25 protein-coding genes are annotated in these 23728 nt (G+C 43.6%); 10 read left to right on the top strand and 15 right to left on the bottom strand.

The window, feature by feature from the left end; all coding sequences use genetic code 11:
- Positions 1-110 precede the first annotated feature (110 nt).
- The 8 genes from fusA to fkpA form a co-directional block, all read right to left on the bottom strand.
- Complete coding sequence (fusA, locus tag KZ793_RS09310) at positions 111-2219, bottom strand: elongation factor G (protein ID WP_225815082.1); 2109 nt, start codon at positions 2217-2219, stop codon at positions 111-113.
- 80 nt (positions 2220-2299) lie between these two features.
- Entirely contained in the window at positions 2300-2770 is a 471-nt protein-coding gene (gene rpsG / locus KZ793_RS09315; protein WP_011144816.1) for a 30S ribosomal protein S7, read from the bottom strand.
- 97 nt (positions 2771-2867) lie between these two features.
- Entirely contained in the window at positions 2868-3242 is a 375-nt protein-coding gene (gene rpsL / locus KZ793_RS09320; protein ID WP_118987714.1) for a 30S ribosomal protein S12, read from the bottom strand.
- A gap of 135 nt (positions 3243-3377) precedes the next feature.
- Positions 3378-3665, bottom strand: coding sequence for a sulfurtransferase complex subunit TusB (gene tusB / locus KZ793_RS09325; protein ID WP_118987713.1), 288 nt, complete (start codon positions 3663-3665; stop codon positions 3378-3380).
- A gap of 20 nt (positions 3666-3685) precedes the next feature.
- A complete protein-coding gene (gene tusC / locus KZ793_RS09330) occupies positions 3686-4045 on the bottom strand; it encodes a sulfurtransferase complex subunit TusC (protein ID WP_225815083.1) in 360 nt (119 codons plus the stop codon).
- A 9-nt stretch (positions 4046-4054) separates the two neighbouring features.
- Positions 4055-4450, bottom strand: a complete 396-nt coding sequence (gene tusD / locus KZ793_RS09335; RefSeq protein WP_225815084.1) for a sulfurtransferase complex subunit TusD — start codon at positions 4448-4450, stop codon at positions 4055-4057.
- Entirely contained in the window at positions 4450-5172 is a 723-nt protein-coding gene (locus KZ793_RS09340; RefSeq protein WP_036779966.1) for a helix-turn-helix transcriptional regulator, read from the bottom strand. Before KZ793_RS09340 ends, tusD begins: the two co-directional genes overlap by 1 nt.
- Positions 5173-5457: 285 nt before the next feature.
- Positions 5458-6222 carry an FKBP-type peptidyl-prolyl cis-trans isomerase gene (gene fkpA, locus KZ793_RS09345; protein WP_118987709.1) on the bottom strand — a complete coding sequence of 255 codons (765 nt, stop codon included), beginning with the start codon at positions 6220-6222 and terminating at the stop codon, positions 5458-5460.
- 313 nt (positions 6223-6535) lie between these two features.
- Here fkpA and KZ793_RS09350 point away from each other — a divergent pair, with 313 nt between their 5' ends.
- Positions 6536-6754 carry a protein SlyX gene (locus KZ793_RS09350; RefSeq protein WP_225815085.1) on the top strand — a complete coding sequence of 73 codons (219 nt, stop codon included), beginning with the start codon at positions 6536-6538 and terminating at the stop codon, positions 6752-6754.
- A gap of 104 nt (positions 6755-6858) precedes the next feature.
- Here KZ793_RS09350 and slyD read toward each other — a convergent pair whose 3' ends face one another.
- The 4 genes from slyD to kefG form a co-directional block, all read right to left on the bottom strand.
- A complete protein-coding gene (gene slyD, locus KZ793_RS09355) occupies positions 6859-7434 on the bottom strand; it encodes a peptidylprolyl isomerase (RefSeq protein WP_225815086.1) in 576 nt (191 codons plus the stop codon).
- An 88-nt stretch (positions 7435-7522) separates the two neighbouring features.
- Entirely contained in the window at positions 7523-7726 is a 204-nt protein-coding gene (locus tag KZ793_RS09360) for a YheV family putative zinc ribbon protein (RefSeq protein ID WP_036813523.1), read from the bottom strand.
- Positions 7710-9554: a glutathione-regulated potassium-efflux system protein KefB gene (gene kefB, locus KZ793_RS09365; protein WP_225815087.1), complete on the bottom strand. Its 1845-nt coding sequence runs from the start codon at positions 9552-9554 to the stop codon at positions 7710-7712. Before kefB ends, KZ793_RS09360 begins: the two co-directional genes overlap by 17 nt.
- Before the next feature lie 3 nt (positions 9555-9557).
- Positions 9558-10109 carry a glutathione-regulated potassium-efflux system ancillary protein KefG gene (gene kefG, locus KZ793_RS09370; RefSeq protein WP_225815088.1) on the bottom strand — a complete coding sequence of 184 codons (552 nt, stop codon included), beginning with the start codon at positions 10107-10109 and terminating at the stop codon, positions 9558-9560.
- A gap of 121 nt (positions 10110-10230) precedes the next feature.
- Here kefG and KZ793_RS09375 point away from each other — a divergent pair, with 121 nt between their 5' ends.
- Positions 10231-12156 carry an ABC transporter ATP-binding protein gene (locus KZ793_RS09375; RefSeq protein WP_225815089.1) on the top strand — a complete coding sequence of 642 codons (1926 nt, stop codon included), beginning with the start codon at positions 10231-10233 and terminating at the stop codon, positions 12154-12156.
- Between the two features lie 360 nt (positions 12157-12516).
- Here the strand turns inward: KZ793_RS09375 and KZ793_RS22855 are convergent, their stop codons facing one another.
- Together KZ793_RS22855 and KZ793_RS09380 are read right to left on the bottom strand one after the other, a co-directional pair.
- Positions 12517-12648, bottom strand: coding sequence for a hypothetical protein (locus tag KZ793_RS22855; RefSeq protein ID WP_397443593.1), 132 nt, complete (start codon positions 12646-12648; stop codon positions 12517-12519).
- Positions 12618-13190 carry a tyrosine-type DNA invertase gene (locus KZ793_RS09380; RefSeq protein WP_118987702.1) on the bottom strand — a complete coding sequence of 191 codons (573 nt, stop codon included), beginning with the start codon at positions 13188-13190 and terminating at the stop codon, positions 12618-12620. Before KZ793_RS09380 ends, KZ793_RS22855 begins: the two co-directional genes overlap by 31 nt.
- A gap of 692 nt (positions 13191-13882) precedes the next feature.
- Here KZ793_RS09380 and KZ793_RS09385 point away from each other — a divergent pair.
- The 8 genes from KZ793_RS09385 (at position 13883) to KZ793_RS09420 (ending at position 22048) form a co-directional block, all read left to right on the top strand.
- Positions 13883-14452, top strand: coding sequence for a fimbrial protein (locus tag KZ793_RS09385; RefSeq protein ID WP_225815090.1), 570 nt, complete (start codon positions 13883-13885; stop codon positions 14450-14452).
- 139 nt (positions 14453-14591) lie between these two features.
- A complete protein-coding gene (locus KZ793_RS09390) occupies positions 14592-15158 on the top strand; it encodes a fimbrial protein (RefSeq protein WP_225815091.1) in 567 nt (188 codons plus the stop codon).
- Complete coding sequence (locus KZ793_RS09395; RefSeq protein WP_225815092.1) at positions 15158-17764, top strand: outer membrane usher protein; 2607 nt, start codon at positions 15158-15160, stop codon at positions 17762-17764. Before KZ793_RS09390 ends, KZ793_RS09395 begins: the two co-directional genes overlap by 1 nt.
- Before the next feature lie 98 nt (positions 17765-17862).
- Positions 17863-18609 (top strand): fimbria/pilus periplasmic chaperone, encoded by a 747-nt coding sequence (locus tag KZ793_RS09400; RefSeq protein ID WP_225815154.1) that lies wholly within the window; start codon positions 17863-17865, stop codon positions 18607-18609.
- A 42-nt stretch (positions 18610-18651) separates the two neighbouring features.
- Positions 18652-19236, top strand: coding sequence for a fimbrial protein (locus KZ793_RS09405; RefSeq protein WP_225815093.1), 585 nt, complete (start codon positions 18652-18654; stop codon positions 19234-19236).
- A 12-nt stretch (positions 19237-19248) separates the two neighbouring features.
- Positions 19249-20088, top strand: a complete 840-nt coding sequence (locus tag KZ793_RS09410) for an MrpH family fimbial adhesin (protein ID WP_225815094.1) — start codon at positions 19249-19251, stop codon at positions 20086-20088.
- 32 nt (positions 20089-20120) lie between these two features.
- On the top strand, positions 20121-20660 hold the full coding sequence (locus tag KZ793_RS09415) for a hypothetical protein (RefSeq protein WP_225815095.1): 540 nt from the start codon (positions 20121-20123) through the stop codon (positions 20658-20660).
- On the top strand, positions 20657-22048 hold the full coding sequence (locus KZ793_RS09420; RefSeq protein ID WP_225815096.1) for an FKBP-type peptidyl-prolyl cis-trans isomerase N-terminal domain-containing protein: 1392 nt from the start codon (positions 20657-20659) through the stop codon (positions 22046-22048). Before KZ793_RS09415 ends, KZ793_RS09420 begins: the two co-directional genes overlap by 4 nt.
- 673 nt (positions 22049-22721) lie before the next feature.
- Here KZ793_RS09420 and KZ793_RS09425 read toward each other — a convergent pair.
- A complete protein-coding gene (locus KZ793_RS09425; protein WP_225815097.1) occupies positions 22722-23612 on the bottom strand; it encodes a LysR family transcriptional regulator in 891 nt (296 codons plus the stop codon).
- Between the last annotated feature and the right edge of the window lie 116 nt (positions 23613-23728).

The following is a 23728-nucleotide window of genomic DNA, read 5'->3' on the forward strand; positions in this document are numbered from 1 at the left end:
CGTGCGGTTTTGTACGTTCAAATTTTTCTTTAGACACGACTCTATTCCTTAATATCGCTCCCTCATCATATTGGAGAGGGAGCTGAATCTAGATATTAAACCCGAAAAACTTATTTAGCTTTACGAGATTCGATAATAGCCTGAGCGACGTTGCTCGGCGCTTCATTGTACTTCAGGAACTCCATGGAGTAAGAAGCACGACCTTGGGTCTGAGAACGCAGGTCAGTAGCATAACCAAACATTTCAGATAATGGTACCTGAGCACGTACGATTTTACCGGTAGTCATATCTTCCATACCGTCAATCATACCACGGCGACGGTTTAGGTCACCGATAACGTCACCCATGTAGTCTTCTGGAGTTTCAACTTCAACTTTCATGATAGGTTCCAGCAGAACTGGTTTCGCTTTCATGAAGCCTTCTTTGAAGCCCATAGAACCTGCGATTTTGAACGCCATTTCAGAGGAGTCAACTTCGTGGTAAGAACCATCGAACACTGCTACTTTAACGTCAACAATCGGGTAACCGGCCAGAACACCATTCTTCATTTGTTCCTGAATACCCTTATCTACAGCAGGGATATATTCTTTAGGAATAACACCGCCAACGATTTCGTTAGCGAATTGGTAGCCTGGGCCACCTGCTTCCATTGGCTCAATACGCAGCCATACGTGACCAAACTGACCACGACCACCAGACTGACGAACAAATTTACCTTCTTGTTCAACAGTAGTACGGATGGTTTCACGGTAAGCAACTTGAGGTTTACCGACGTTCGCTTCAACTTTGAACTCACGACGCATACGGTCAACCAGAACGTCTAGGTGAAGCTCACCCATGCCCGCGATAATAGTCTGGCCGGATTCTTCATCGGTAGACACGCGGAATGATGGGTCTTCCTGAGCCAGACGACCTAAAGCGATACCCATTTTTTCCTGGTCGGCTTTAGTTTTTGGCTCAATCGCAACAGAGATTACCGGCTCTGGGAATTCCATACGCTCCAGAATGATTGGAGAACTGATATCACACAGAGTATCACCAGTAGTCACGTCTTTCAGACCGATCGCAGCTGCGATGTCGCCTGCACGAACTTCTTTGATTTCTTCACGCTTGTTAGCATGCATCTGAACGATACGGCCAAAACGCTCTTTTTTATCTTTCACTGGGTTAAGAACGGTATCACCGGAATTAACCACGCCAGAGTAGACACGGAAGAAGGTCAGGTTACCAACGAATGGGTCAGTAGCGATTTTAAACGCCAGTGCCGAGAACGGTTCGTTATCGTCAGAATGACGTTCTGCCGGAGTATCTTTACCATCTGGTAGAAGACCTTTAATGGACTCAACATCCGTTGGCGCTGGCAGATACTCAATAACGGCATCCAGCATCGCCTGAACACCTTTGTTCTTAAAGGCAGAACCACAAGTAACCAGGATGATTTCGTTAGTCATAACACGATGACGCAGACCCGCTTTGATCTCTTCTTCGGTCAGCTCTTCACCGCCAAGGTATTTTTCCATCAGCTCTTCTGATGCTTCCGCAGCGGCTTCAATCAAATTGCTACGCCATTCTTCCGCCAGATCCTGCATATCAGCTGGGATCTCTTCGTAAGTGAAGGTGGTTCCCTGATCTTCATCGTTCCAGTTGATGGCTTTCATTTTCACCAGGTCAACAACACCGGTGAACACATCTTCCGCACCAATGGCTAATTGCAGAGGTACTGGGTTTGCCGCCAAGCGAGTTTTGATCTGCTCAACAACACGTAAGAAATTCGCTCCCATACGGTCCATTTTGTTAACGAACGCGATACGTGGAACTTTATATTTATTTGCCTGACGCCATACGGTTTCGGACTGTGGCTGAACACCACCAACCGCACAATAAACCATTACGGCGCCGTCAAGAACACGCATGGAACGTTCTACTTCGATGGTGAAGTCAACGTGGCCTGGGGTGTCGATGATGTTGATACGGTGCGCGTCAAACTGCTTAGCCATACCTGACCAGAAAGCAGTCGTTGCTGCGGAGGTGATGGTAATACCACGCTCCTGCTCCTGTTCCATCCAGTCCATAGTAGCAGCGCCATCATGAACTTCACCGATCTTATGGTTTACACCAGTGTAGAACAGAATACGTTCGGTAGTGGTGGTTTTACCGGCGTCGATGTGTGCACTGATACCGATGTTACGGTAGCGTGCAATGGGTGTTGTACGAGCCATTTGATTCCTCTATTCCTAGGACGTTCAATGTAAATCTGGGTGGCAAAACAGCCACCCAGGGCATCATCACTACGATAGGATTACCAACGATAGTGTGCGAACGCCTTGTTAGCTTCTGCCATACGGTGAACATCTTCACGTTTCTTAACAGCAGTGCCTTTATTCTCGGCTGCATCAGATAATTCGTTCGCCAGGCGCAGAGCCATAGATTTATCACCGCGTTTACGAGCAGCTTCAACGATCCAGCGCATTGCTAACGCATTGCGACGAACCGGACGAACTTCAACTGGAACCTGATAAGTAGAACCACCAACACGGCGGGACTTAACTTCCACAGTTGGACGCACATTATCCAATGCGAGTTCAAATGCTTCCAAGTGTTCTTTACCAGAACGCTGAGCCAGGGTCTCAAGCGCACTATATACAATTGCTTCCGCAGTAGATTTTTTACCATCTACCATCAGGATATTGACAAATTTGGCCAGTAATTCAGATCCAAACTTTGGATCTGGCAGAATTTTACGCTGACCAATTACACGACGACGTGGCATGGAAATACTCCGTTTCGAATTCAGGGTTGTCCAAAACTCTACGAGTTTATTTTGACATTAAAGTAAATAATGTTTGGCCTTACTTAACGGAGAACCATTAAGCTTTTGGCTTCTTCACACCGTACTTAGAACGACCTTGTTTACGGTCTTTAACACCAGAACAGTCCAGTGCACCGCGAACAGTGTGGTAACGCACACCTGGCAAGTCTTTAACACGACCGCCACGGATCAGAATTACGGAGTGTTCCTGCAAGTTGTGGCCTTCACCACCGATGTAAGAAGAAACTTCGTAACCGTTAGTCAAACGCACACGACATACTTTACGCAGTGCAGAGTTTGGTTTTTTAGGGGTGGTGGTATATACACGAGTACATACGCCGCGCTTCTGCGGGCAAGCTTCCAGAGCAGGAACGTTGCTTTTTGCAACCTTCGTGCTACGGGGTTTGCGCACCAGCTGGTTAATAGTTGACATTATTAAAAAAACTCCTGGTTTTTTTGCTTCGTAAACACGGATTAAATCTCTTGTCTGCCCAACGGCAAAACACGAGGACGCGGAATTTTATGGCTGACTCGCCAGGGTGTCAAGAAATATACAGCTTTTTCTCAACTACCAGGCGAATTGTTGATGGTGTTTTACCGTCAGGTTAACAAAGTCAGTATAGTCGATCACTTGCACTTTGTCTGAAACCTGATTGTCCAATCCCCGCGCCTCAATATCTTCTTTCAGCGCATACAATGTAGCACCACGGCTGATCAACACCGGCAGATAGCAATTACCCTCAATACCTGCCAGTACACCATCCTGGATAAACAAGATATCATCACCACTAGCAAGCAGCTTGGATATCACATTGAAATCACATTGATAAGGCGATCGGCTAACAGTATATAGCATATCATTGTCCTTCCAATAGCTCAGAATGTCAGCACAACATCATAGTCAACCAGTTTCTCCCTGATCGTTTCTGCGGATATCACTTCCGCATCCAGAACAAAACGATTGACTGAGCTTAACCCACGCATAACAAGGTCTTCCCGGCACAAATAACATTCTTCAATATCGTACAAAGGCAACACCTTAAAAGTAGCGATATAGTTTCTGGCAAGAATTCTGTCAGGCTGCTGATCGGGTAGTAGTTGGAGTACACCGTCAGAAATAAAAAATACACCTATCTTTTCTGTTAATGCCGAAGTTGCTAACAATGCATCCAGACCTTCTCTACCCCCTGCATCACCATGAGGTGTTTTAGTGAAGACAAAAGCAATTTTTTTCATTTTTGCCTCTCAGAATTGCACCACACGGTCGCAAGTCAACATGGCTTCAGCCAGTGTTCCCAATCCGCTTAACTCAAACCGTTCAGCTAGGTTTGCTACCGGTAGATTCAATTCACTCGCCTGCTGAGTATCAAGAACCCCACGGCGAAGGGCTGCGGCAATACAAATGTGCATGCTAAACCGGTGCTCCGTTGCCATCATTTGCCATGCGCTAACCAAGTTAAACTCATCACTGGCTGGTGCAATCAACTGACTGCCGTTATAAACCCCTTCCCGATAAAAAAATACGGTATTCAGTTTATGCCCCATCGTAATCAAGGCTTGCGCGAACTGGTAAGCACTGCTGGCTTGTTGGGTGCCATATGCAGGCCCCGTAACCAGCAGACAATAAGACAACGAAGACATTACCGCTCTGGCCCTAAACATTCACCATTTTTAAACTGGCGAATATAGAGGTAAACAGTATGTTTAGAAATATTTAAACGCTCGGCAACCTGATTGATTGCATCTTTAATATCAAAAATGCCTTTCTCATAGAGATTCAGAACCACCTGTCTGTTCTTGGCATTATTGGATACACTGCGATCAATATTGACTTCTTCGATAGTATATTCCAGCGTTTGCGCCACCAAATCATCCACGGATGAGGCAAAATTTACATTTGGAGCGACATCATGTGTTTCCTCTGGAATAAATGTCTGAATAATTTCAGAGAAAGGGACATCAAGATTCATATTAATGCACAAGAGGCCGATCACTCGGCGATTCCGGTTGCGGATCGCAATCGTGACTGACTTCATCAATGAACCGCTTTTTGCTCGGGTGAAATAGGCTTTGGATGCACTACAATCTTCGTCTGTAATGTCATGTAACATACGCAGCGCAAGATCAGTGATAGGTGAACCTATTTTACGACCTGTATGTTCTCCGTTAGCTATTCTGACAGCTGAACATTTAAGATCTTCCAATGAATGAAGGACAATCTCGCAATGCCCACCAATTAGCATAGCTAAGCCATCAACTGCGGCTTCATAAGACTTTAAAATTTCGTGGTCCGTTTCAGTAAACGGTTGGTTTTCCAGTAAATCGACATCACTGATATCACCAGATAATAACGGGTTAGACATTAAATACACCATCCTTCAATCGCAGACAACGTCTTGCTAAAAACACAACGTGATAAATCTATAAAAATTTCTTGTGAAAATTCAATTGTTGCAGCTTAACAGAGATCTCAATCAAAGATCTTTGCATCCACATGAAATATTGACGTTAAAACCACATGACATTATCGTCAAGCCATTGCTACTCAGACATTTGGTCTCTATCACAGCTTTCAGTAACAAAAAACCGTTGACAGAATCTCTACCAACGGTTTTATCCGTATTCATCAAAGATATTTAGCGCACAGCTTACTTAGCTTTGGTATCCGCTTTAACATCCAGCAACTCAATATCAAATACTAATGTCGAATTTGCAGGAATCCCCGGCAGATCCGCTTTACCATAAGCCAGCTCTGGTGGAATAACCAGTTTAATTTTTCCACCTTTTTTCACATTCTGTAAACCTTCCGTCCAACCTGGGATAACGCTATCCAGGCGAATAGAAAGGGGTTCATTACGCTTATAGGAACTATCGAACTCTTTACCGTCAATCAATGTCCCCCGGTAGTTCACAACTACCGTGTCGCTTGCCACAGGCTTCTTACCGCTGCCTTCCTTCTCTATTTTATATAAAAGGCTGGTTTTACTCTTAACGACACCCTTTTCCTTAGCAAATTCTTCACGATATTTAGCGCCTTTAGCTTCATTCTCGCGGGCCTCTTTTTCCATCTTAGCTTCAGCGGCAGACTTCACTTTACCTTCAAATGCACGCAGCGTGTTTTCAATTTCGCTGTCAGTCAGTTTGCTCTTATTATTGAAAGCATCCTGCACACCCGATAACAATTGATCTTTATTCAATGGGATACCCAGAGATTTCTGTTCTTTCAGGGTGTTTTGCATATAACGCCCTAAAGATGCGCCCAGAGCATAAGCATTTTGCTGATCTTCTGTTTTAAATGCGCTGTTCAATTCTGTGCTACTCTGACTATCTGCTTTAGCCGCCAACACCTGAGGGGCACTGAAAGCCATCGCTAATGTGGTAGCAAGCAGGGTAACTTTAAACAATGATTTCATCTGTTTCTCCAATAGCTTTGGGGGATTTTACCGTCAGCAAAAGTTATGCAATCAAGTCACTATAACTGTCTACAGGAGCACAACACAATGTTTACCAAACACAATGTTTACCAAACACAATGTTTACCAAACACAATTGTTTGCTGAACATAAGGTTTGCTGTTTTAGTGCCCCAAACGTGTTAAGACAACATGAATGACAAGAAGTTTCATAATAACCGCATTTCACAGAATATTCTGGGCATAGTAGGCTACTCTTAATTAATATGAGGCATCTAACACGGGCAATACAGGGCCTGAAACGGGAGGAAATCATGGATCTGTCAGAATTTGAACAACGGCTTGAACATTTAGAAAGTCGAATTGCCTTTCAAGAAATAACTATCGAAGAATTAAATCAGGTAGTGACTGAGCAGCAAATGGAGATAACTAAATTAAGAGAGCATTTGCGGTTGATGACAGAACGATTGAAAGCCACTCAACCCTCAATGATCGCTTCACAATCTGAGGAAACCCCTCCGCCTCATTACTAGGAAAGGCATTAAATCACAATAAATTAGGGCAAGCGTTGAAACCAACTATTCCAAACTTGCCCCGTTTTTTTAAATATTAAAAGTCTACTATCCGCTTTAGCTTATCAGTGGCAACCGCCGCCACCGCAGCATCCATCGTGTCCTTCATTATGGTGATGATGGCCATCGTCATCGCCGTGACCACCGCAGCACCCCTCACCATGTTCGTGACCATGAGCACCATGAACATGACCATGAGCCAGTTCTTCTTCGGTCGCTTCACGGATGGCAATAACTTCAACATTGAATTTCAGATTCTGACCAGCCAGCATATGGTTACCATCAACCACAACATGCTCATCTTCAACTGCTGTAATTTCTACGGGCACTGGCCCCATATCGGTATCAGCCAGGAAACGCATGCCAACTTCCAGTTCATCAACACCAACAAAGACATCTTTTGGCACACGCTGAACCAGATTATCATCATACTGACCATAGGCATCATCAGCCTGTACGCTGACATCAAAACTTTCACCCGCCTCACGGCCTTCTAGCGCCTTTTCCAAACCGCTGATCAATGAGCCACGGCCATGCAAATAGTCCAACGGCGCACTCGCCGGTGACTCATCAACTAAAACCCCATCTTCTGTTCTTACTTGATAAGCCAAGCTGACTACCAAGTCTTTTGCTACTTTCATGACATCTCCTACCCGTGGGTCTAAAAATTTTTACCGATTGTAGCGGAATTTTCAGGCTCTGTACTCACTCGCGCTAATATTCACATAATTATTGTGGGGTAAAAATACCAATAACCTGCTCCTGCTTTCTGACATGAGAGGTCACTTTCTCATCAGTCTGGCGTTGTTGGTGACCACAATGGACACATTCCACCACATCCACCTGATCTTCTTGCCACATTGCCAGCGTGTCCTGAGAGTGACATTCTGGGCAGACAGCACCGGCAATAAATCTCTTACGGCTTACTGACATGATTTGCTCCGCTATTATTCATGTATTCATGCTCATTCCAACCATCCGGTTGGCGACGTTCATTCAGCATTTCCCGTTCGAACAGCTCTTCCAGTTCCCGACGCGCCTCTTTTATACGAGATATGTGAGCCACATCACCCTGTAATTGCGGCATAAGTTCTCTCAGCATCCGCATATCTAACCGCTGAAAATGTTGTTTTGCTCGATTAGCTTTATGCGGATGCATTCCCAATTCGACTAAGGTTTTACGCCCCAGTTCCAGGGCACTGGAGAAAGTTTCACGGGTGAAATTTTCTATTCCATTTTGTAGCAGTTCATGCGCTTCCAGGCGTCCTCTGGCTCGCGCCATAATATGCAGATTCGGGAAATGTTTCTGGCATAAATGAACGATCATCATGGTATCTTCCGGCTCATTACAGGTGATGACTATCGCTTTGGCTTTATCCGCGCCTGCCGAACGTAGCAGCTCCAATTCAGCCGCATCACCATAATAAACTTTATAACCATAACGCCGCATAGTACTCACAGCACTGACATCGCGCTCTAACACTGTTATACGGATTTTATTCACCATTAGAAGACGACCGATTACCTGTCCGAACCGGCCGAAACCCACTAAAATCACCTGCGGATCATCATTTTCCACAAAGGGCTGTTCATCCGTCTCATCTTGGGCATTATAACGGCGTGCCAGAATAGCATCTATCAATTGCATGACAAGCGGCGTTGTCATCATCGATATCGTCACTACGACCAGCAACAAAGCCATCTGCCCACTATTGAGCACATTCTGGCTCAGTGCGGCAGAAAACAGAACAAAGGCGAATTCTCCCCCCTGGCTGAGTACGCCGGAAAATTGCAAGCAGGATGAACCCCGTAAACCAGCACTCATTGCGATAAGATACAGAACAATGCCTTTCACAATCACCAAAGCCAGCACACCAAGTAGTACTTCGGACAGATGTATCAGTAATACCCCTAAATTCAGAGACATACCAACCGAAATAAAAAACAACCCCAACAACAATCCTTTGAACGGTTCTATGGATATTTCCAGTTCATGGCGGTATTCGCTATCTGCCAGTAATACCCCGGCGATAAAGGTTCCCAGTGCCATGGAAAAACCGAGTTCTTCCATAAATAGCGCTGAGCTGAGTACCACCAGTAACGCCGCCGCAGTAAATAACTCACGTACTCCAGCTCTGACGACCAAACGAAACAGCGGACGTAACAGATAACGGCCACCGAGCAACATGCCAGCAAAAGCAGCAATTTTTAACGCTATTCGATACCAGTCACCGGATGCTGTTCCACCTGACAACAGCGGAATCAATGCCAAAGCCGGGATCACCGCCATATCTTGAAATAGCAAAACCGAGAAACCAAGCTGCCCGCCTTCATTGCGGTTCATGCCCTTCTCTTTCATGAGTTGCAGGGCCATTGCCGTTGAGGACATCGCCATACCGATACCACCAATAACCGCCGCTTGCCATGAAAAATCCGTCAGATATAACAACACAGCCAGCACACTCGCCGTGAAAATAACCTGAGCCGCACCAACACCAAAAATAGATCGTCTGAGTAGCCAGAGTTTAGAAGGGTTAAGCTCAAGACCGATGATGAACATCAGGAAAACAATCCCCAACTCCGAGAAATGAAGAATATCATCAACATCCCTGATAAAGCTCAACCCCCACGGGCCAAGGACAATCCCTGCCAACAAATAGCCTAATACTGCCCCAATCCTGCATTTCTGTGCGATTGGCACTGCTACAACAGCAGCAAATAAAAACAATACACCGGCGCTCAATTGCGCTGAATGCTCCATAACTTATAGCCCTCCTAATGATAATGGCGATTTGAGCCATTCACGATAAGCATTAGCATGGATGGCAAGAAGTTCAGGTTTTCGACGGCGTGCCCAATAAATAATAATTGGTGATAACCAATGCATACGGCACATCGCTGCGGTGAGTTCAAAAGGACGAAGGATCTCTTCCATTGAATAGAGATTATACCCATCAGCCTGGAAAGCGCCTTCCGGCTCCCCAGTAGTAATCACTGAACGCCAATATTTTCCCTGTAATGCCAACCCGGTAATACCACTGGCAAACCCCCGTGTCAGCACACGATCCATCCACTCCTTTAATAAAGCGGGACAACTGTAGGTATACAGTGGGTGTTGAAAGACAATCACCTGATGCTCTCGAAGTAGCTGTTGCTCATGATGAACATCAATAAAAAAATCTGGATAAGCTCCATATAAGTCGTGAACCGTAACATGCTCTAAACCCTGTACAGGTTGTAACAAAACACGATTTGCTACTGAATCCTGTGACTCAGGATGGGCATACAGCAGCAGGACTTTGGGCGGCTGTAACATCGTTCCCTCCTCAAGAACGTGTCAGGACACGTATTTTCCGTTACCATGCATACAAAGTTATAAAATAAAACGCTTATTATCTGTTATTGCTAATTTAACATATTCTATACAAACGATACTTATGATTGTTTTCTCTTCATTACAAATTCGTCGCGGAACTCGTGTTCTGCTAGACAATGCCAGCGCCATTATCAATCCCGGACAGAAAGTGGGTCTGGTAGGGAAAAATGGCTGTGGTAAATCTACTCTACTTGCATTATTAAAAAATGAGCTTCAGGCTGAAGCAGGAGCATTCACTTTTCCCAGTAACTGGGCACTTTCCTGGGTGAATCAGGAAACGCCGGCACTGGAAATCCCTGCTCTGGAATATGTCATTGATGGTGATCGTGAATTCCGTCAACTGGAACAACAACTGCGGATAGCCAATGAAAAAAATGACGGTAATCTAATTGCTCATCTGCATGGTCAATTAGACACGATTCAAGCTTGGACGATCCGTTCAAGAGCATCAAGTCTACTGCACGGTTTAGGTTTCTCTCAAGAGCAACTTGATCAACCTGTACGTGCATTTTCCGGTGGATGGCGCATGCGCCTCAATCTGGCTCAGGCACTACTCTGCCGTTCTGATTTGCTGTTGCTTGACGAACCCACTAACCATCTTGATCTGGATGCGGTTATCTGGTTGGAAAAATGGCTGAAAAGCTACCCTGGAACATTAATCCTTATCTCCCATGATCGGGATTTTCTCGACCCGATTGCCGATAAAATCCTCCATATAGAGCAACAATCTCTGTTTGAGTACAGCGGCAACTACTCATCTTTCGAACGCCAGCGCGCCACCAAACTGGCGCAACAACAGGCCCTTTATAAAAGTCAGCAAGAGAAAGTTGCCCATCTGCAAAGTTATATTGACCGTTTCCGTGCCAAGGCCAGCAAAGCCAAGCAAGCTCAGAGCCGTATCAAAATGCTGGAGCGGATGGAATCAATCGCCCCTGCCCATGTTGATAACCCATTTCATTTCAGTTTCCGTAAACCGGAGAGTCTGCCAAACCCACTCCTGAAAATGGAAAAAGTCAGCGCAGGCTATGGCGAACGGACGGTTTTAAATTCCATCAAACTGAATCTGGTTCCCGGCTCTCGTATTGGCCTGCTTGGCCGTAACGGTGCGGGTAAATCCACGTTGATTAAACTGTTGGCAGGTGAACTGCAATCTCAGAGTGGAGAAATCGAATTAGCTAAAGGGATCAAACTGGGGTATTTCGCTCAGCATCAACTGGAATATTTGCGTGCTGATGAATCACCATTACAGCATCTCGTCCGCATGGCGCCACAGGAAACAGAGCAGCAACTTAGGGATTATCTGGGAGGCTTTGGTTTCAAAGGCGATCAAGTGACTGACCCAAGTGGGCGTTTTTCCGGGGGAGAAAAAGCACGTTTGGTTTTGGCATTGATGGTCTGGCAGCGCCCTAACCTTCTGTTACTTGATGAACCAACGAACCACCTCGACCTGGATATGCGTCAAGCACTGACAGAAGCTTTGATCGACTTTGACGGTGCATTGGTTGTGGTTTCCCATGACCGGCATCTATTACGTTCAACAACAGATGAGTTGTATCTGGTTCATGATGGCCGGGTAGAATCGTTCAATGGCGATTTAGAAGATTATCAACAATGGCTGACGGATCAACAACGTCAACAAAATCAGCAAATACGTGAAAACAACGATAAGGAAAAAGAGACATCCAGCCAAAGTGCTCAGGAAAGAAAAGATCAAAAACGGCGTCAAGCTGACTTCCGTAACCAAACGCAGCCATTGCGCAAACAGCTTGCTGATCTGGAAAAACAGATGGAAAAACTGGGTGGCGAATTGGTTGCACTAGAAAATCAACTTTCAGACAGCGCTATTTATGATATCAGCCGTAAAACCGAATTAACTGAATATCTACAAAAACAAAATCAGACCAAATCAAAACTGGAAGAAATTGAATTAGCATGGATGGAAATTCAGGAACAACTTGAAAAAATGACACAAGAGTTTGAAGGATAAATGATTTTATAAATTATCATTCAATAAAAAATAAAGCGGAAAAAAATAATCCGCTTTATTTTTCGATAAGTGAGTATGTCGTTGAGTAAAAAATTCAAGATGATTTCAATTAATCCTTGGATATCAGTTAAAATTCACATACATATTTATGTGCCTTTTCAATTCTAATATAGTTGTCTAATTAGCAGGTTCTCACTATTCAAAGAGGATCAAGATAGGTTAATCTATATACGTTAAATTCATATTTTTATTTAATAACGTAATGTATTAATCTCTAATAAATTAAAAAAACAATTATAATAAATAAAAATCAGTATTCTATGATATTCATCATTATCATTGACTAATGAAAAACCCTCATTAACTCAACATTAATGAGGATTTTTTATAATCAGATGATATTTTTTTGTTGTAAGAGAAATAATTTCTCATATCACAACACATTTTATAGAAAGAAGGTATTAACTGAATCCTTTTGAAGGAATTTCCCATATATTGGAGAACCGTTTTACATTGCTTGCTGTGTAAATAACAGTATGGGATATATTGCGGTGACCGAGATAATCCTGAATAAGGCGTGTATCTCTTCCCAAATCAGCAAGAGCATAGCCGCAGGCATGTCTTAACATATGTGGATGAGGTGAAATGTCGACTAATGCTTGTCTGCCGTAATGTTTTAACAAACTATAAACCTGATAGCGTGAAATCGCACCTGATTTTTGTGATAAAAAAACCCACGATGTGTCTGATTCTCTCCAGCTCTTACGGATATTAATCCATTGATTTAACGCATTAAGTTCTTCAGGCACCAATGGATGTGTTGTTGACAGTCCCCCTTTTAATCGTCTTACATGAATAATTTCCGAGCTAAGATCAAGATCGGATAGTGTCAGATTACATAGCTCACTGACTCTAAACCCATGAATGAAACACATGAGTAGCATGCAATAATCCCGCTCTGCATGACGCCCCTGACGTGCTTTTTCTAAAATCGCATCAATTTCATGTCTGGTTAAGAACTTACGCTTCTTCATGAAAATAGTTCCTGTGAGATTTGAGCAAATAGTTACCGATAGAGAATATTAATCTAAATAACTATATCAATTAATAGAGATTTTATGGAATTACTGATCTAAAATTCCATTTATTTATCATAAGAAAGAAATAAATATTTTTTATATATAAATATAAAATTATATATATCATTGAACAGTGATTTTTTGATAGAAAATATCAGGATGTAGAATTTTTATTAAAAATTAAGAAACTATTTTACAACAAAAAACTAAACAGAATGCACCAAACTGTGAATAGTTTTACACAAAACTATCACCTAAGTCAACTTTTATACCTCTCCAGACTGACAACACTTAACCATTTGTAATATATGGTTTTTTTGATATTTTTTTATTACTTTTAATATTTTATCAATATTATTTTGTAAAAAATCAGTTGGTTTGTTTGAACTTAATCAGATATCAATTAATTAGAAAGTTTATAAATTTAAATTAATGTTTTTTTTGGATATTAATTCTTAAATATTATCCATTTTAGTATTTATAACTAAACAAAACAGTTTGGTGCATTTTGTTTGGTTTTAAAAAATGTTGATATGAGATTTTAAGACCCTTTTTGCATTGGATATCTGGTGTAGGAGTTGAAGTCCTACACTGCTACTTTTGTATGGTTATGGGTATCTTATCCTTAAGTTAAGGAATTAATTCACATGAAATTGAATACATTGGTTATGGCTCTCGGATTGGGTGTAACCCTAACAGCAGGTTCTGTCAATGCTAAAGACCCTGCGCCTTCCCCCAGTACTAAAAATACCAACCAAGGCCAAGGAAAAGTGACTTTTGAAGGTTCTATTATCGATGCGCCTTGTTCCATCCACCCAGATGATGACCATCAGACTGTGAAGCTGGGGCAGGTTTCCAACAAAGCACTGGCAGGCGGTGGTAAGTCCACCCCGATTCCTTTTAATATCCGTTTACTAGACTGTGATGCTAACGGCTTAGAAAAGAAGATTGTAACGGCGACTTTCTCTGGAACACCATCTTCTGTGAATAAGGACCTACTGGCAATTGTTGGTTCGGCCTCTGGTGCAGCTATTGGTATCACCAACGATAACGCCAAACTTATCAAACTAGGACAACAGAGTTCACCCACAATCATCACCGATGGCTCCGATTCTACCATGCACTTCGCTGCTTTCTTACAGGGTGACGGGGCTTCTGCAACTATCGTTCCTGGTGATTTCACCGCCGTAGCTAACTTCACTCTGGCTTACCAATAAAGGTGTTGAAAGAAGCCTTTCTGTGCTTTGGAAGATCTATCTGTTTCTCTTTCCCGCTGTTACCTAGACAGGGGAAAGAGGGGGGTCCCTACAGATTAGGGAAATGAATTTGCTGGTAAACCGAATTCTGGAGAGCGAGATGACACTTCTTAGCCGTCCAACCTGTTCTAAGATGTTGCCTTCCCTGCTGACGTTGTTGGTACTAACCAGTCTGATATTGTCATTTATGGCAACCGCTATCAACCAAGAGCACGGCCGCGTCAACATGCAAGGCTCCATCATTGGTACGCCGTGTACAATTGCTCTGGGCAATCAAGATCAGACCATCGACATATCATCTATTTTGGTCGGACAAATTATCCGCAGTGGTCACGGGCCGGTACGGCTTTTAAGCATACAGTTGATTAATTGTCTGTTGACTCCCGTATTACTGAATCACCTGAGCAGCTCACACTTTCGAGTGACTTTTGATGGTGTGGCTGCTCGTGACGACTTGTTCAGCGTGAATGGTGAGACGAATGGTGTGGGATTACAGATATCGGACAGTACAGGAGCGGTAGTAGTGCCGGGCAAACCAATGCCTGTAGAGGATCTGCAAATAAGCTCAATGCGACTGGATTATACGTTACGTCTGGTAACAGCTCACCAAGTGTTACGCGCGGGGATCTTCCGCACCATGATACGTTTCAAACTGGATTATTTCTGATGAAAGGAGCAGTCATACCGCCATCGTTACTTTGTGGAGCGGGGGAGAGCTCGGTGGCGCTGTGTATCTTGTTGGCTCTTGGTGGCGTGCAGATGGTAAAGGCTGCTGATAGGGTGGAATTCAACACAGATGTTCTTGATGTCAAGGATCGGGCGCGTATTGACGTAAGTCAGTTTTCCCAGGCTGGCTACATTATGCAAGGTAGCTACCAGATGGTATTACGCTTGAATAAAAACGAATTGCCCGAGCAGACAGTGCAGTTCATTGCTCCTGATCATGATCCAAAAGGCAGTGAAGCATGCCTGACGCCGAAGATAGTTGATCAACTGGGGCTTAAAGCGGATGCAATCCGTCAGCTTACTTGGTGGCATAACGGCCAATGCCTAGAAATAGCTTCTCTGAAAGGTATGGAAGTTCGAGGTGACTTGGGGGCTGGGGCACTATACATCAGCATGCCACAGGCTTACTTAGAATATACCTTGGAAAACTGGGATCCGCCGTCACGTTGGGATAATGGGATCTCCGGTATGTTGTTTGACTACAGCGTCAATGCACAAGTGACGAATCAGTCAGGTGCAGGCAGCCAAGCGCAATCTTTGAGTGGTAACGGAACAGTTGGGGCCAACTTGGGACCTTGGCGTCTGCGGGCCGATTGGCAGGCGCAGTACAGCCATACTACGGGGCAGTTAGGCAGTGCCCAACAAAGCTGGGAGTGGAGCCGCTACTACGTCTACCGCGTGATAGCCGCTCTGCGTGCCAAACTGACGTTGGGGGAAGACTACCTCAACTCCGGGATATTTGACAGTTTCCGTTACATCGGAGCCAGTCTGACATCGGACGACAACATGCTGCCACCGAACCTGCGTGGTTATGCGCCGGAAGTGACTGGGATGGCGAAGACCAATGCCAAGGTGACTATCAGTCAGCAGGGGCGTGTGATTTATGAAACTCAGGTGGCAGCAGGCCCTTTCAGTATTCAGGATCTGAATACTGCGGTGAATGGCAAGCTGGATGTGAAGGTACAGGAGCAGGATGGCAGCGTACAGACCTTTCAGGTGAATACCGCTAATGTCCCCTATCTGACACGTCCGGGTATGGTTCGTTACAAAATTGCCACCGGTAAGCCATCAGATATTAAGCATCGCAGTAAAGGGCCGGGCTTTGCAACCGGAGAATTCTCTTGGGGGGTGAACAACGGTTGGTCGCTGTACGGAGGCGCTTTGCTGGCTAGGGGCTATAACGCTCTGGCTATCGGTATCGGCCGTGACTTGCTGGCGTTTGGTGCATTGTCATTTGATATAACGCAGTCGCGAGCTCAGCTTCTGCATGATGACACCAAACACGGAGGCTCGTATCGGGTTAGCTATTCTAAACGCTTTGACGAATACGACAGCCAGATAACATTTGCAGGTTACCGTTTCTCAGAACGTAACTTCATGAGCATGTCACAGTATTTAGAGGCGCGTTATTACGGTGTCAATAATGGCAGAGGTAAAGAGTTCTATACCATCACGTTTAACAAGCAGTTTAAGGAATTGGGGCTGAGTGTTTATCTGAACTACGGCCATCAGACCTATTGGGACCGTCCGAACAACGATACTTATAACCTGTCACTATCACGTTATTTCGACATTGGACGCTTTAAAAACATCAGCCTGAGCCTAACGGCATATCGGACTCAGTACAACGGCACTAATGATGACGGTTTGTATCTGAGTATGGCTGTACCGTGGGGTGAAAATAGCACAATAACCTATGACGGTCAGCTTAGCCGTAATAGTAGTAATACTGTGGGCTACTATGACCGTATCGATGACAACAATGCATATCGGATTAATGTCGGTAACGGTCAGGGTGGGCGTAGTATTGGCAGTGGTTACTTCACCCATGAGGGGGATATAGCTAAGTTGACAGCGAATGCCAATTTCCGTGGAAGTGAATATAGCGCTATGGGGCTGTCACTTCAGGGGGGAATGACGGCAACGGCAGATGGCGCTGCGCTACACCGTATCAACATGATAGGGGGAACACGCATGATGATCGACGCTGATGGGATTGGTGGTGTACCAATACGCGGTTATGGCAGTGTGACCCATACCAACATTTTTGGTAAAGCGGTGGTGAGTGATATCAACAGTTACTACCGCAGCAGCGTTAATGTGGACGTGAATCAACTGGCGGATAACGTGGATGCAACTCGCTCGGTGGTACAAGGCACGCTAACGGAAGGCGCGATTGGTTATCGCAAGTTTGGGATGATCGCCGGCGAGAAGGCGATGGCCATTATTAAGTTGACAGACGGTACGGCTCCTCCATTCGGCGCTATCGTGATGAACGAACGTGAAATGCAAACTGGCATCGTGAATGATGAAGGAAGTGTGTGGTTAACCGGCATTAATCCAGGCGAGAACATGAGTGTGCATTGGGATGGTCGTATACAGTGTCTCATCACATTACCGCAATCTCTTCTAGCCAACTTGATGAATAATCTGTTGTTACCTTGTCGGCATGTTAAAGGGAATGATGGTAGTGACGCTGTAGAGACAGTTGTTACATCAGCCAACACAGGTAACGTAGCGAGGATCGGCGGCGAAAGTGGCAGGTGAGTTAAGACAAACTGGACGGGTAATGCAGATTAATAAAAGTGTGGGGTGGATGAATGGAAATGTTGCCTAAAGATAAGAACAACCGCATGAGTATGACAATGAAAAAAAACGCGGCGGCTTCTGCTGTCATGTTGGCCGGTATTCTGGCTGTTCAGCAAGCTAATGCAGCTATTGCCCTCGATCGCACCCGCGCGGTGTTTAATGGGGAAGATAGATCAATGAGCCTTAGTATCAGTAACCAGAATAAAGAGTTGCCCTATCTTGCGCAGGCTTGGATTGAGGACGAACATGGCAACAAGATTAACACTCCACTGACTGCACTACCGCCACTTCAGAGAGTAGAGCCGGGAGCCAAAAGCCAAGTGAAGTTGCAAGTCACTCAGGGCATCAACATGTTGTCTCAGGATAAAGAGACGCTGTTCTATTTCAACCTCCGGGAAATTCCACCAAAGTCCAACAAACCCAACACATTGCAGATTGCGCTGCAAACACGTATCAAACTGTTTTATCGGCCAAAGGCTATTACTGTTGGCCGCACGGACTACGAAAATCCTTATCAGGAGAAGTTGACGATGACTCGACAAGGGGATCGCTATGTAGTGAACAATCCGACGCCATACTACGTGACCATCGCATCAGCATCGTCCAGCCTAAATGGGGCAGCGGTATCCGGTTTTAATCCGATGATGATCCCACCAGAAGGCAGTGCTGTGTTGAGTGGCAGTGCGTCAGCAATGGGTAACAATCCTGTACTGATTTTCATCAATGATTTCGGTGGTCGGCCAAAATTAGTGTTTGGTTGTAGTGGTGGCACTTGTACCGTGAAAAGTAGTAAACCCGGTTGAGATGTTTGCTGAAATTGGGATAACTCAGTAAAGGAGGCATGTATGAACACCATCCTAAAGCCAGATCGAGATGGACTGATGCCGTCCTTGTGTCGGCGTAACCTGTTAAAAGCGTTGTTGCTCTTGCTTTCGATAAGCTCAGTGTGTAATGCGAAGGATAAATATGAATCCATTGTTCGTATAAAAGTGAATGTGTTTAGAGAAGCTTGTGATATCCAGCCTGGAGATGATGCCATCACTGTGGACTTCGGTACGGTATTCGGAAAACATCTTTATCAAAATGAACGTAGTCCGGGTAAAGCGTTTTCAATTCACCTCATAAACTGTGATATGACAAGGGCTCAGGAGGTGAATATAAAATTTCTAGGTAAAGAAGATAAAGAGCTTCCTGGACTTTTGGCTTTTCAGCCGGGAAGTCAAGCATCAGGGGCAGTGGTTGGAATAGAGTCTCTGGCAGGAGAATCTATTTCGATAAACAAGACCATTAAAAAATACAGTTTAAATAATGGCAATACCACGCTGGATTTTAAAGCCTATGTGCAAGGGGAGCCTTCTGCTATCAAAAATCACTCAATAGTATTTGGTAGATTCTCGGCTATTTCGACGTTTATGTTGGACTATGAGTGAAATGGAGGAAATATGAGGGGCTTTTTCTATCTTGTTTTTTTCATGACATTGGCAAGTGTTCCATTTATAGAGGTAAACGCAGGGGCCTTTGTTATGCCAATTGACATGTACCAAGTCAATGCTGGTGGTCGAGACACACGTGTAGTTCTACAAATAGTTGACTGGACGGAAAATGATACCGACCGAAACCCATGTTACAACTCTATGCTTTGTTATGTTGGTCCAGATGTGAAATATCACAGTGCCCCTGTAAACCCGGGGATGTATGGTAGCTGTAAGATGGAGGATCATTGTCTTGAAATCTCTCGATATGAGACTAAGAAGAGGGTAGCCGAGGAGTACAAAAAAAAATTTCCGTTGCCATATCGATCAGATTTCCTTTTGCGATCCCCTGAAGCAGATTGTGTAGGATTGTTTTATATTCGACACCAACCTACTATAGGTGATTCAGATGCACAGCAGTGGCCTGGTAGTGTTTGTGGCAAGGTGCCATCAGTCAAGCAATCTTGCAGTCTTTCTTTGCCATCTGTAATTGATCATGGCAATTTGGGGCAAGAAAATCTCAACGGGAATAAGAAAACAATAACAGGAAATGTGCAGTGCACATTGCCAGCTAACCTGACTTTATATACAAAATCCTCAACGGGTGAAAAGTTTATTTATTTAAATCCTGAAAAAACACTTTACTCCGATGTGGATATCAATGGTTCAAATGCTTGGAATGGTGTTCCAATAACGGTAAGTGGAAATAATCTCTATTCATTTTCTTTTTCATCCAGACTTCAATCATTGGGTAAAGTTGGTGCAGGTGCCTATTCAGGAGATGTTATTGTGATTATGGCTTTTAATTAGTTTTGATACTAATGATGCTGGGGAGTAATAAGGTGAATAACTTGTTTGTTCTTAAACATATATGTGTGATGTTGCAGGTTCGGAAAATAACAGGGCACTGCATTGTATCTTATGGTTGTTATTTTTACCTACTATTAGCAATCGCATTTCTTTTAACAGGATGTGCTCAAGAGCTCACACCGAAGAGAGTGCCAACATCAAGTAAAATAAAAGTATCGGCAACATCTAACACATTGGATCATTCTTCATTACCCCCTGTATCTGGAAGCGGTGATTGTCGTTTTGCCGGAAATATACAACCCTCTGCTGACAGCAATTCCGGTAAATTGGCACAATGTACTCGCGAGTTGGAGGCATTGAAGCAGTTCAGCGGCGCTAAATACACACGCTACAAGGCCGAGTTTGATCGCATTGCCCGTACTGGTAGTCAATATTTGGCGGTGGCTAACGGGATCAGTGAGGATATCAATGATTTAGTACGCCCTAAGTATCAGTATGCCCTTACCAGTTTGTGTTATCGTATAAAGAACGACTTATCATTGGCATTAATTAATCAGGTAGATGCACAATGAGCTGTGTACGAATGCATCTTCATCGCTGTGCTTGGTTGTTAATTGGTTTTTTGGGAACGGTTGATATTGTGAGTGCGGCAGAAAGTGGAAACTATACACCTCCCAGCGGCGCGTTCTTGGTGGATAGCTTGATGGAAAGCGCCAGTGATTCTGATTATGGTCTGAGTACGCTAATGGCGCAACAGTCCAAATCTGGTGCAGCATCTTCAAACAGAAGTGCATCAAAACATGCAGTTGGAACATCAATTCTTGTTGGTATGGGGGCCTCATCCGGTGGTAGCGAAGCAGCAGCCCGTAAAGCATTGCGTGCGGAGAATCGTAAGCTTAAGGTTCAGATGGGAAAGCTGAACCTTAAGCTTACGATGTTGACAACAAAGTTAGCCGCCCAATCTCAGACTGAGGCTAACCGTGCGACTGAGGATGCTTTGCGCCAAGCTCAACAAATTACCTCACTTAAAAGACAACTTACCGATAGTATCGCAGAGTTGAAATCTTCCCAGACTGAACTGGAAAAGAGCCGTAAGCAGCTATCTGACCACCAATCAGTCAGGGTAGAAGTGCAGAAGCAGAAGGATACGTTACAAAAACAGTTAAGTGATAATCAGACCCTGCTGACGGCTGCACAGCATCAGTTCAAAGAAGCACAAACGCAGTTAGAGGCAGTGCGTAAACAGTTCAGAGAAGCTGACATTGTTCGAGTGCAGTTAGAGACGGCGTTGGTTTCTACTCGTTATCAACTAGTGCAGGCTAATGATCGAGCGGTAAAAACCAATAAGTCCGTGAGTGTACCGCTCGATAGCGATAATCGTAAGCGTGACTATGTAGTGGGCCAAGCAATGGCCTCGGGGCTAAAAGAGACACTGGCGAGTTATACGGAAAGTGGATTGTCTCTGGATCCTGCTCGAGTGATTGCCGGATTGACTGATGGATTACGCAATCGCATACAGCTTAAACGCAGTGATATGGATAAGTATTACCTGACCTTTGCTGAGCAATTACAAAAACAGGTAAATGCCAAGGTTAAGGTGGGCGAAGCTCTGATTGCGAAGAAAACTGCCGGACGCAAACCAGCAAAGAAAATCAATGGATTGGTGTACTTTGTGGTAAAGAAAGGTCACCCTATTAAGGACCAAGATGCACCGGTTTCGCTAGCTTTGTCTGAGCAGATTGTTGATGGTGCCACTTTAAGCGCTATTCCGACACTGACACTTACCGCTGACGATAATATACCAGCCGTAGTGCGTGAGGCGCTTCCATTGTTGGGTGAAGGTGCAGAAGTTGATGCCTATGCTTTAGCTAAGGTCGTGTATGGCAACTTGCCAATGCCGAAAGGAGTAGCCCCGTTTACTGTCTTGGTCTATCACCTGAAGGGGATTAAACCTCAGTAAAAATAAACCATTTTGACATCTTCTCCCAATAGACGTAATTGTTGCAGGCCGTTCTTATCAATGAGCAGTGAACGCGGACAGCGCGAAAAAACCGGAACGTACACGTAGTACGTGAGGATGACTCGCTTCGCTCGTCCTACGGGCCGCACTAAAGTGCGTTCAAAAGCTAACGCTTTTGTCTGAGCACTACCCAATGTTCGCTCTTTATAGCAAAGAATGGTAAATAAAATAGTCCTATTGGGACAGACAGTTATCAGACACAACAAGATTATTCTTGTTTAACCCGAGCTTAGATAATCAATATACCCGTTATCTTTCAAGCTGCCTCTTTGTTGGCTGCACTCACTCACCCCGGTCACATAGTTATCTATGCTCCCGGGGATTCGCTCCCTTGCCGTCGCGATGCAACTCGAAATCTATTAGGTATAACAACATTCCCCTCTTCTACATTACGATATTTTTACATATATTAAAGCTTCCAATCCTTTAACATCAATTATACCATTAAAGAATTGATAAAATATTATTGATTATAGCCTGTTAAATATTACCATTAATAGTAATATTTAAATAAACAGCTATGATATCTGATTTATTTTCCCAGTTCATACAATAACATTAAGTTAGCAAGAATTTATTTTACATTAAAAAACACTATACTATGATTCCTCATTTACATATTATCAATAAATGAAGAGAATAATTCTGCTTCATTTATCAATCCATACTCAATAACTGGGCTGCATAAGATACCAAAATCAATCTCCATATCGGTTTTTAACACTTCTAATAAATCCAAACATTGTGATGGAATTGAACGAATAACTTTTTCCGGGACTAAAGAAAAACCATTACGTTTAATTATCAATTCAATCATTACCATAATATCATTCGTTTTCAACATTAAATTCATACTATTATCATAAATAGAAAATGCGTTAATGCCATCAGTAAAATCAATTGGTATATCATTCTCATCCATGTCAATAAGCTGATACAACGATGCCATTTCAGCGCTTAATTCTGTAAAATTCCGGAACCAATCACTGCCTTTTTTAAAAAGATAAACGAGTTTTTCAGTAAAAATCTTTCTGGGCATAAGTGATGAAGTTAATGGTAGAGGAACAATGGCGATATGTAATAAACCAGAGTTTAATAGATTCATTTGCTGCTCAAATGTCAGACCCGTAATGAGCACAAGCACAGCTTTTTCCTTCCTACCTAGAAAAATCCGCTCTTCCATTTTTCCAGAATCATAAATAGGAAAACAAGAGCTAACATAAAGGTAATGTGGCGTATCATCTTGCAAATCATGATTAACCTGAATCTGAAATTGCTCAAAATGACCCAGTAATTTCTGAGCATTCTCAAAGGTTTTTTGTCCAAAATCAGTCAACCTGGTACCACCTGGTCCTCTGGAAAACAAAAGAGCCCCAAATTCCGCTTCCAGTGCATTAACTTTCTTAGTCAATGCAGGTTGAGAAATATGTAGTATTTGAGAAGCCTTATGATAATTAAGTGTTTCAGCTAACACGATAAAAGCTTTAAGATTACGTATATCCATATCTCCACCATTCGGGTTTATCTTTCATACTTTCTTACGTTATTATTTCAATAATAAACTAAATCTTTTAAGACTTAACTGAAATTAATTAAATAGAGATTAAACAACAATTATAA

Origin of the sequence: Photorhabdus antumapuensis, from assembly GCF_020387775.1 — a bacterium.
In the GTDB taxonomy this organism is placed as follows: domain Bacteria; phylum Pseudomonadota; class Gammaproteobacteria; order Enterobacterales; family Enterobacteriaceae; genus Photorhabdus; species Photorhabdus antumapuensis.